The sequence below is a fragment of the Streptomyces sp. SYP-A7185 genome (assembly GCF_046103685.1).
In the GTDB taxonomy this organism is placed as follows: domain Bacteria; phylum Actinomycetota; class Actinomycetes; order Streptomycetales; family Streptomycetaceae; genus Streptomyces.
The window spans coordinates 604,054-613,369 of sequence record NZ_CP122310.1 but is presented as its reverse complement, the minus strand read 5'-3'; the positions used below and the strand labels follow the sequence as shown (position 1 = coordinate 613,369).

Here is a 9,316-nt window from a genome sequence, read left to right as displayed (position 1 = left end):
CCTCTACCTCTACTAGAGGATCTTGCGGAGCCGCATACGCCAACAGACGTAAAACGCTAGGGGTGCCGGCGGCGCCGGTGTGCGCGGTGGGAGATCAGGACGCCGACGAGCGTCAGGCACAAGAGCGCCGAGACGATGACGGCACCTGCTCCTCGGCCGTCCACGACGCGCCACACCAGGACGGCGGCACTCAGGCAGAGCGCGGGCCAGCACAGCCAGGGCACCCACCGGGAACCGGGCCGGGTCCAGGCGGGCGGCTCGGACCTGTTCTTCCTCACGCTCACGGGGCACCTCCTGTCGATCCGTATGCCCCGGTGGTCCTATGGCATTCGGCCGGTGGCCAACTCCCGGGTGAGGACGTGCTCGACCAGGGTGATCGGGGTTTCCTTGCCGGACTCGCCATTGCGTACGTCGCAGAGCAGGACGGGGGTGTCCGGGTCCGGGTCGAGTGCGCGGGCCGCCGCCCGGCGGTGGTGGGGTGCCCGATCCGCTGTGAAACGACTTCAGGCGTCTGGGTGGAGACGAGGTAGGCCTCGTCTCCACCCAGACGCCTGAAGTGGGTGATGCGTGATGTAAAGGGCAGATGTCAGATGCGACCATGCGTCAGTCGCGTGATCGGTCCGCCCTGGATCTTCGCCGTACGGCGCCCGGCGGTGAAGGAGACACCGACCACGCTGACCAGACCGGCGGCGGCGCCCGCGGCGATGGCCTTGCGGTTCTTCACCAGCGTCCAGCCGGCGACCGCCGTCGAAGCGACCTTGCCGGTGGCCGACACCACGGTCTTGCTGCCGCTCTCGATGCCCGCGGCTGCCGCCTGCTTGGCGCGCTGCGTCGCGAGTCCGAGCGAATGCGCACCAGAACCGGCGGCGTCGGCCGCCTCGCCCGCGGAACCCTTCGCCTTTTCGGCGGCCTCAGCCGATTCCTGCTTCGCCTTCTGTGCGGTGGTGTTCACCTTGCTCGCTCCTGTACTCGCGGTGGACCGCCCCTTGGCGGATGTTGCCTTCGCCGTGTTCTTTGCGCCGTCGGCACTGTCCGTAGAGGTTTTTCTCTCTTCAGCCATGCACTCCGTGTTGCCGCTCAACGGCTCATGAAACTCGAAGCATTCACCTACTCTTCACCGAGAGCAGCAGGAACCCCACGGTGTGGAGAGTGTGATGACGGGTCAGGTCACCGCGGTGAGCCGTAACGAGGTGTATTCGTTCAGCAAGCCCAATCGTGAATCCATCACGCTGCTCACGGGACTTGGCGTGGAGGGAGACGTGCACGCGGGCACGACGATCCGCCACCAGTTCCGTATGACCTACGAGCCGGATCTGCCCAATCTGCGCCAGGTGCACCTGATGCACGAAGAACTCTTCGACGAGCTGGCGGTCAAGGGCTTCCAGGTCGCCGCGGGCCAGCTCGGCGAGAACGTCACCACCCGCGGGGTGGACTTGTTGGGCTTGCCCACCGGGGCCCTGCTCCATGTCGGGGAGCAGGCGGTGCTCGAGGTGACGGGGCTGCGCAATCCGTGTGCGAAGATCAATGGCTTTCGCGAGGGGCTGCTCGGCGAGGTCTTCGTCCTCGATCCCGGGTCCGGCGAGTTCACCTTCAAGAGCGGTGTCATGGCCGTGGTCCACCGCGGAGGGGCCGTCCGCCCCGGCGACGCCATCCGGGTCGAGGCCCCGCACCTGCCCCACCGCCCGCTGGAACGTGTCTGATCCCGTTGTCCGGGCGTGCGGTCACGCCGCGCTCAGGAGCACCGGCGTCCCATCTTCGCCGACCGCCGATTGCCTCCTTTGGTGTCCCACCACTCTTCGAGCAGGCCGCGCACCAGCTGGACCAACTGGCGAAGCCGCTCAGGATCAGGGGCGGACGAGGTGAACACGTCCACGAAGGACTTGTCGCTCCACGGCAGCGTAAACACCCAGCACTCATCGGCGTGCCCTTGACGCCCGACAACGAGCCGGTAGGTCAACGTCACGCTGCGGTCCGGGTGGTGATTTACCGTCAGTTCGGTGACGTGGAACCTGGTCGTGCCGTCATCGGAGGTGTGGGAGCGCGCCAGGGCCTCCTCGGCGGGTGTGTGTGGCACCGCTTGCTCCTCCCGTCTTCGTCTTCCCTCTCTGCGAGAAGCCCAAGGTAGTCGCCGACCTCCTACGACGGTTACTCGTGGCCCGACACTCGGCTTTCGGCACTCCGCGAGACGCTCCGGCGGCCATGCCCCGGCTCGGGCGGGCGCTCTAGTCGTTCACCAGCAGAATCTTGCCGGTGTGCCCGCCCGCCTCCATCCGCCGGTGTGCCTCGGCGGCCTGGGCCAGCGGCAGCCGGTCCTCGACGATCAGCCGGACGGACCCGTTCTCGATCATCGGCCAGACCCTGTCGCGGACGGCGGCGACGATGGCGGCCTTCTGGTCCTTGGAGCGGGTGCGCAGCGTGGTGCCGTGCACGGAGAGGCGCTTGAAGACCAGGTCGGCGAGGTTGAGCTTGCCCTCAAGACCACTTTGCAGGCCGATGACGACCAGACGCCCGTCGACGGCCAACGACTTGACGTTGCGTTCGAGGTAATCGCCGCCGACGACATCGAGGATCACGTCGTAGGGCCCGTGCTCGGTGAAGTCCTCGCTGCGGTGGTCGAGTGCCACGTCGGCGCCCAACTCGCGCGCCCGCACGGCCTTGTCCGGCCCGCCCACCGTGGTGACGACACGGGCCCCGAGCGCCTTGGCGACCTGGATCGCCAGGGAGCCCACGCCCCCGAGCCCGCCGTGCACGAGGAGCGTCTCGCCTTCCTTGAGCCCTGCGGCCAGCACGAGATTGGACCAGACCGTGGCGGTCACCTCGGGCAGGCCCGCCGCCTCGATCAGGCCGATTCCGTCCGGCACGGGCAGCAGTTGGCCGACGGGGACGGCGACCTTCTGTGCGTAGCCGCCGCCGGTCAGCAGGGCGCAGACCTCGTCGCCCACCTGCCATCCGGTGACGCCCTGGCCCAGGGCGCTGACGCGGCCGGAGACTTCGAGGCCGGGGTAGGGCGAGGTGCCCGGAGGCAGCGGGTAGAGCCCCATCCGCTGCATGACGTCCGCCCGGTTCAGGGCGCTGGCCGCCACGTCGACGACTACCTCCCCGGCGGCGGGCCGAGGGTCCTCGACCTCGGTCCATTCCAGGACCTCGGGGCCACCGGGTTCCCTGATCGATACAGCCTTCATGACGCTGACGCTCCGTTCGTCGAGGTGAAGAGGGGGCAGGAGAGCCACCTCTCTGATGTATGCAGCGTATACATTAACTCATGCATGTGTACGCCGCCAACATTCAGTCGGGCAAGACGGCAGGCGCCGCCCGCGGACCGGCCGGAAGCGCACCCGGTGCGGTTGCGCATCGCGGGCGGGCATCGAAGATGGATCGGGGACAGGCCTGCAGACGAACGGCAGTCGCGGCCGCCGAGGCCGCGCGAACTGGGCGCCCGTGCGCCCGTGACAGGGAGCCGACATGACCGATCTTCCTCCTCCGATCACGCCCTACCTCGAACCCGCGGCGAAGGAGCTGTGCGAGGCCACGGATCCGCACCCGCGGATCTACGAGGTCCCGCCGGAGAAGGGCCGGGACATCCTGCTCGGCCTGCAGAGCGACCAGAGCGTGCCCCGCCCCGAGGTGGACGAGGAGTGGGTCGACGTCGACGCGGGGGAGTGGGGCACGGTCCGCACCCGGATCATCCGCCCCAAGGGAGCCACGGGCCCCCTGCCGGTGGTGTTCTACATCCACGGCGCCGGCTGGGTCTTCGGCGACGACAAGACCCACGACCGCCTCTTCCGCGAGCTCGCCGTCGGCGCCGGCGCGGCGGGCGTCTTCCCCGTCTACGACCGCGCGCCCGAGGCCAAGTACCCCACACAGGTCGAGCAGAACTACGCGGTGGGGCAGTGGGTCGTGGAACACGGCGCCGAGCACGGTCTGGACACCTCGCGCATCGCCGTCACCGGCGAGTCGGTCGGCGGGTGCATGTCCGCCGTCTTCGCGCTGATGAACAAGGAGCGCGGCGGGATCGACCTCAAGGCGCAGGTCCTGCTCTACCCGGTGACGAACGCCGACTTCGACACCCCGTCCTACCTCCAGTTCGCCGAGGGCTACTACCTGACCCGCGACGGCATGAAATGGTTCTGGGACGCCTATACGAGCGACTCCGCCCAGCGTGCGGAGGTGCATGCCTCGCCGCTCCAGGCCTCCTTGGACCAGCTGCGCGGGCTGCCCACCACCCTGGTCATCACCGACGAGGCCGACGTCCTGCGCGACGAGGGCGAGCAGTACGCCAACAAGCTGCGCGAGGCCGGCGTGGACGTGACCTCCGTCCGCGTGGCGGGCATGGTCCACGACTTCCTCCTGCTGGACAGCCTGCGCGACACCCGCGCCGCGAACGTCGCCCGCAAGCTCGCCGTCGACGCCCTGCGGACGGCCCTGCACGACGCCTGAGCCTGGCTGCGACCACTCCCTCGCGTACGCGCGCGACGGCCCGGATCCCCCTCGCCCCGTACGTGTAGGAGGGCCGGGATTCCTTCGCCGCGTACGCGGCGAAGTGCCTCCCTGAGCAGTGTTGACGGTGCATACATGGCGGGTTAGATTCATGCACCCCATGTAAGCATCGTCAACATTGGCGCAAGGGAGCTGCTGCGATGTCTTCGCACCGACAAGAAACCGACGGGCGGACACCGGGCCCGCACGAGGCGGACCGGCGGGAAACGGTCGACATCGATCTGGGCGGCCGCACGGTCACGGTCCCCCGAGGCGGCCTGTACGAGCGGTACCGGATGGACACCGACCTCGACGAGGTCGCCCGCGACCCCCGCGTCAGCGGGGTCGAGTTCTTCCGGCGGCTGCCCAAGACCAGGGTCGACTCCGCCATCGGTCCCACCCTCACCCCGAACTTCTACTACCGGATCTCGACCGCCCGGCTGACGATGCCGGCCCCCTCCCGTGCGATCCGCGCCCGGCTGCCCAAGGAGCTGGTACCGCTGGAGATCGCGCCCGGACTCGGGCTGGTCTCGGTGATGTTCTTCCGCTACGACGTGTGCGACATCGACTTCTACACGGAGGCCGCCGTCGGCATCGCCGTCAAGCCGGCCCGGCACGGCGGTCTCGGCTTCTTCGATCTCGTCACCGGCCTGAAGAACGAACACCTCGACTCCTACGTGCTGTCCCTGCCCGTGAGCACGCCGATCGCCCAGGTCCGCGGCCACGACGGCTACGGCTTCCCCAAGTGGGTCACCGCCGTGGACGTCGACATCGACGCCCGCCGGACGACCGCCCGCGTGGCCAACGACACGGGCGGCGACGACCTGACCCTCTCGGCGGCCACCCCGGCCCAGACCCGCCACCCCAGCGGCGCCCGCGTCACCTCGCTCACGTCGTACACGACGATCGACGACGCATGGCACTCCACCCTCAGCCAGACCCACGTCCTGTCGGCCGGTACGGCACGCTTCCCGCGCGGCCTCACCCTCCGGGCCGGCCAGGGCCGCATGGCCGACGACCTGCGCTCCCTCAAGCCGTTGCGGCCGGTGCGGTTCGACGTCGTGACCGAGGGCCAGCTCGCCCTGCACATGCCGGTCCCCACCTCGGTCCAGAGCCGCAGCCAGTGACAAGGAACCCCGCCATGGTCACCGACCACGCCCCGCGCCCCACCACCCGCCGCCCGGCCCTCCCCGCGTCCCTGACCCCGGCCCTGCTCGCCCGGCTGACCGGACGGATCTCGGCGGCCGCGGACGCCGAACGGGTCACCACCAGCGCCCCCTACACCGGCGTCCCACTGGCCGACCTCCCGGTCTCCACACCCGCCGACGTGCGCGACGCGTACACCCGCGCCCGCGCCGCCCAGACGAGCTGGGCCGCCCTGCCGAGCGGGGAGCGCAAGAGGATCCTGCTGCGCTTCCACGACCTCGTCCTCTTGCGCCAGGACGAGGCACTCGACCTGATGCAGGCCGAGAACGGCAAGACCCGCCGCGACGCGTTCCTCGAAGTGACCGACATCGCGATCACCGCCCGCTACTACGCGCGCAACGCCGCCCGGTACCTCAGCCCCCGGCGCCGCCGGGGCGCGATCCCCGTCCTGACCCACACGACCGAACTGCGCCACCCCAAGGGCGTGGTCACCGTCATCTCCCCGTGGAACTACCCGCTGAGCATGGCTGCCGGCGACGCGCTCCCGGCGCTCATGGCCGGCAACGCCGTCGTCCAGAAGCCCGACACCCAGACCGCGCTCACCGCGCTGTGGGCGCTCGACCTGATGCACGAGGCCGGACTGCCGGACGGCGTCTGGCAGATGGTGGTCGGCCGGGGAAGCTCCATCGGCGACACCCTGATGGACAACGCCGACTACATGATGTTCACCGGCTCCACCGCGAGCGGACGGAAGATCGCGCGCGACGCCGGCCGGCGCCTCATCGGCGCGTCCCTCGAACTCGGCGGCAAGAACCCCATGCTCGTCCTGGCCGACGCCGACGTCGAGAAGGCCGCCGCGGGCGCCGTCGCCGCCTGCTTCCCCTCGGCGGGCCAGCTCTGCGTCTCCGTCGAGCGTCTGTACGTGGCCGAGTCCGTCCATGACGCGTTCGTCGCCGCGTTCACCGCCCGCACCGCACGGCTCAAGCTCGGGGCCGCGTACGACTACGGCATCGACGTCGGCAGCCTCACCACCCCCGCCCAGCTGAAGACCGTCAGCGCCCATGTCGAGGACGCCGTCGCCAAAGGGGCCACCGTCCTCGCGGGAGGCAGAGCGCGGCCCGACCTGGGGCCGCTGTTCTACGAACCCACGATCCTCGCCGACGTCACCCCGGACATGACGCTGTACGACCAGGAGACCTTCGGCCCCGTGGTGTCCGTCCATCCCGTCCACGACGTCGAGGAGGCGATCGCGCGCGCCAACGCGACGCCCTATGGCCTCAACGCCAGCGTCTGGTCCCGCGACGGCGCCCGGGCCAGGTCCCTCGCCGCCCGCGTGCGCGCCGGAACCGTCAACGTCAACGAGGCCTTCGCCGCCGCCTGGGGCAGCATCGACGCCCCGATGGGCGGGATGGGCGACTCCGGACTGGGCCGCCGCCACGGCGCCGACGGCATCCTCAAGTACACCGAACCGCAGACCGTCGCCCACCAGCGCCTCCAGGGGTTCACGCCCCCGGCCCGCATGGCCCCCGAAACCTGGGCAGCCCTCTTGACGCGAGCGCTGAAGATCCTGAAGGCGGCCGGAGTGCGCTGAGCGCGGCCCCCGTGGCTGCGTCCCTTTGGGACGCGGCCCGGGTGAGGCGGGACCCGCCGACGACACGCCGCCGCCGGCCTCCGGGGCGATCCCGGAGGCCGGCGGCGGCATGGGCCTGCTACGCGGGCCCGCGCACCGTCTCGGCTTCCCGCGAGGCCGCAAGCCAGGCGCGGTAGCGGCGCAGCGCCCCGCGCTGCTTCCACTGTTCGGCGAGCAGGGTGTAGACGGGGTGGACGCGGGGGCGAGGGGCGCTTCCGCGGGCGACGCGGGCCATCTGATGGCGGACCCGCGCCATGCCCGCAGCCGAGGCGAGGGCCTTGTCGGACCAGGTCACCGGCGTCATCTGCCGGTGGGCCTCGCGGTGGGTCTTCCAGCGGTCGGGCAGGTCGGGGGTGACGGCGAGCGCGGTGCCCATGCCGACCACCGCCACACCGCTGTCGAGGACCCGCTCCGCGGTGGCGCGTCGGGTGATGCCGCCGGTGAGCATCAGGGGCAGAGCACTCGTGCCGACGAGATCCCTGGCCAGGTCGAGGAAGTAGGCCTCACGTGCCTGTGTCCTGGCGTCGGCGGCGCGGCCGGTCATCGCCGGGCTCTCGTAGCTTCCGCCGGAGAGTTCGACCAGGTCCACGCCGAGCGGTTCGAGCATCGCGATGACCTGGCGTGCGTCGTCGGCGTCGAAACCGCCGCGCTGGAAGTCCGCGGAGTTGAGCTTCACCGCGACCGCGAAGGACGGCGAGACGGCGGCGCGGACCGCACGGACGACGTCGAGCAGCATCCGGGCGCGGTTCTCCAGCGACCCGCCCCACTGATCGGTACGCCGGTTGACCAGGGGGGAGAGGAACTGCGACAGCAGGTATCCGTGGGCGGCGTGGATCTCGACCCCGTCGAAGCCCGCCTTCTCGGCGCGATGGGCCGTGACGGCGAACCGGGTGACGGTGGCGTCTATCTGCGCGGGGGTCATGGCCGTCGGACGGCCGAAGCGGCCGCTGTGCCGGCCCAGGTCGACGCCGATGTCGGAGGGACCCCACACCACGCCGGGCATGTCCGAAGCCACCTGCCGTCCGGGGTGGTTGATCTGCATCCAGATCGCGCCGCCGGCGGACTTGCCCGCCTTGGCCCACTCGGTGAACGGGGCCAGCGGCGCGTTCGCGTCCAGCACCACGCCGCCGGGACCCGTCAGCGCCTCGGCGTGGACCATGACGTTTCCGGTGATCAACAGTCCGGTTCCGCCGGCGGCCCAGCGCCGGTAGAGGGTCAGGAGGCGTTGATCTGGCAGCTGGCCGTCCCCCGCCATGTTCTCCTCCATCGCCGCCTTCGCGATCCGGTTGGCCAACACCTGCCCGGAGCGCAGGGGCAGCGGCGAGAACAGCTCGCTGGTCATCCCGTTTCCTCTCTGTCGTCGCAGTCACCTACGATGTGTGCAGCGTCCACATTAAGCGACAATGTAAGCACTGTGAACATAGAGAGGTGTGACCTGTGCCGCAGGCAAGCTCGTACCATCACGGCGATCTGCGCGCCGCCTGTCTGCGTGCCGCACGCGAACTCCTCGAAGCCGACGGCAGCGCCGGCCTTTCCCTGCGCGCGGTCGCCCGGCGCGCGGGAGTGTCGGCCACGGCCCCCTACCGTCACTTCGCCGACCGCGACGCGCTCGTCTCCGCGGTCGCCGCCGAGGGCTACCGCGAGCTCGCCGGACATCTGGCCGACGCTCACCCCGCGCCCTCGACGCCCGACGAACTCGCCGCGGTCGCCGTCGCCTACGTCCGGTTCGCCCTCGAACACCCGGCCCTGTTCCGGGTGATGTTCGCCGAGCCCTGTGACCCGACGAGCGAAGAGCGGGTCGCGGCCACCGAGGCCATCTCGCAGTACGTGCGCGGCATCGTCCGCACGACCTTCCCCGGCGCGGACGCGGACGCCCTGTCGACCACGGTGTGGGCCCTCGTCCACGGGCTCGCGTTCCTGCACCTCGACGGCAAGCTGGACGCCTCCACCCCCGAGGTGGTCGCAGCCCAGGTCCGCGCTGCCGTCGGTGCGCTGTTCGACGCCTCCCCGGCGCTGTCGCGGACTGCGGCCACGCCGACCGGACGGGCGACCGACTAAACGGGG

Annotated in this window: 10 protein-coding genes; 5 read left to right on the top strand and 5 right to left on the bottom strand. The window is 70.6% G+C overall.

The window, feature by feature from the left end:
- Positions 1–56: 56 nt before the first annotated feature.
- Together QBL25_RS02625 and QBL25_RS02620 are read right to left on the bottom strand one after the other, a co-directional pair.
- A complete protein-coding gene (locus tag QBL25_RS02625; RefSeq protein ID WP_409055313.1) occupies positions 57–284 on the bottom strand; it encodes a hypothetical protein in 228 nt (75 codons plus the stop codon).
- 302 nt (positions 285–586) lie between these two features.
- Positions 587–952 (bottom strand): hypothetical protein, encoded by a 366-nt coding sequence (locus QBL25_RS02620; RefSeq protein WP_409055312.1) that lies wholly within the window; start codon positions 950–952, stop codon positions 587–589.
- Between the two features lie 202 nt (positions 953–1,154).
- Between QBL25_RS02620 and QBL25_RS02615 the strand changes: the two genes are divergently transcribed.
- Positions 1,155–1,700 (top strand): MOSC domain-containing protein, encoded by a 546-nt coding sequence (locus tag QBL25_RS02615; protein WP_409055311.1) that lies wholly within the window; start codon positions 1,155–1,157, stop codon positions 1,698–1,700.
- Between the two features lie 32 nt (positions 1,701–1,732).
- Here QBL25_RS02615 and QBL25_RS02610 read toward each other — a convergent pair whose 3' ends face one another.
- Both QBL25_RS02610 and QBL25_RS02605 read right to left on the bottom strand, forming a co-directional pair.
- Positions 1,733–2,074 (bottom strand): hypothetical protein, encoded by a 342-nt coding sequence (locus QBL25_RS02610; RefSeq protein WP_409055310.1) that lies wholly within the window; start codon positions 2,072–2,074, stop codon positions 1,733–1,735.
- Positions 2,075–2,222: 148 nt separating this feature from the next.
- Complete coding sequence (locus QBL25_RS02605) at positions 2,223–3,182, bottom strand: NAD(P)H-quinone oxidoreductase (RefSeq protein WP_409055309.1); 960 nt, start codon at positions 3,180–3,182, stop codon at positions 2,223–2,225.
- A gap of 280 nt (positions 3,183–3,462) precedes the next feature.
- On the opposite strand from QBL25_RS02605, the gene QBL25_RS02600 reads away from it, so the two are divergent.
- The 3 genes from QBL25_RS02600 to QBL25_RS02590 all read left to right on the top strand — a co-directional run bounded on the left by QBL25_RS02600 (position 3,463) and on the right by QBL25_RS02590 (position 7,213).
- Complete coding sequence (locus QBL25_RS02600; protein WP_409055308.1) at positions 3,463–4,437, top strand: alpha/beta hydrolase; 975 nt, start codon at positions 3,463–3,465, stop codon at positions 4,435–4,437.
- Positions 4,438–4,637: 200 nt separating this feature from the next.
- The gene (locus QBL25_RS02595; protein WP_409055307.1) at positions 4,638–5,603 is read left to right on the top strand and encodes an acetoacetate decarboxylase family protein; all 966 of its coding nucleotides are present in this window, start codon (positions 4,638–4,640) and stop codon (positions 5,601–5,603) included.
- A 14-nt stretch (positions 5,604–5,617) separates the two neighbouring features.
- The gene (locus tag QBL25_RS02590) at positions 5,618–7,213 is read left to right on the top strand and encodes a succinic semialdehyde dehydrogenase (RefSeq protein WP_409055306.1); all 1,596 of its coding nucleotides are present in this window, start codon (positions 5,618–5,620) and stop codon (positions 7,211–7,213) included.
- A gap of 118 nt (positions 7,214–7,331) precedes the next feature.
- Here QBL25_RS02590 and QBL25_RS02585 read toward each other — a convergent pair whose 3' ends face one another.
- Complete coding sequence (locus tag QBL25_RS02585; protein ID WP_409055305.1) at positions 7,332–8,594, bottom strand: NADH:flavin oxidoreductase/NADH oxidase family protein; 1,263 nt, start codon at positions 8,592–8,594, stop codon at positions 7,332–7,334.
- A gap of 95 nt (positions 8,595–8,689) precedes the next feature.
- Here QBL25_RS02585 and QBL25_RS02580 point away from each other — a divergent pair, with 95 nt between their 5' ends.
- Positions 8,690–9,310, top strand: a complete 621-nt coding sequence (locus tag QBL25_RS02580; protein WP_409055304.1) for a TetR/AcrR family transcriptional regulator — start codon at positions 8,690–8,692, stop codon at positions 9,308–9,310.
- Positions 9,311–9,316: the final 6 nt, after the last annotated feature.

What these genes read in the sequence shown, in the direction of transcription:
- QBL25_RS02615 (WP_409055311.1), top strand. Translation starts at nt 1,155, where the DNA reads ATGACGGGTCAGGTCACCGCGGTGAGCCGTAACGAGGTGTATTCGTTC.
- QBL25_RS02605 (WP_409055309.1), bottom strand. Translation starts at nt 3,182, where the DNA reads ATGAAGGCTGTATCGATCAGGGAACCCGGTGGCCCCGAGGTCCTGGAA.
- QBL25_RS02600 (WP_409055308.1), top strand. Translation starts at nt 3,463, where the DNA reads ATGACCGATCTTCCTCCTCCGATCACGCCCTACCTCGAACCCGCGGCG.
- QBL25_RS02595 (WP_409055307.1), top strand. Translation starts at nt 4,638, where the DNA reads ATGTCTTCGCACCGACAAGAAACCGACGGGCGGACACCGGGCCCGCAC.
- QBL25_RS02590 (WP_409055306.1), top strand. Translation starts at nt 5,618, where the DNA reads ATGGTCACCGACCACGCCCCGCGCCCCACCACCCGCCGCCCGGCCCTC.
- QBL25_RS02585 (WP_409055305.1), bottom strand. Translation starts at nt 8,594, where the DNA reads ATGACCAGCGAGCTGTTCTCGCCGCTGCCCCTGCGCTCCGGGCAGGTG.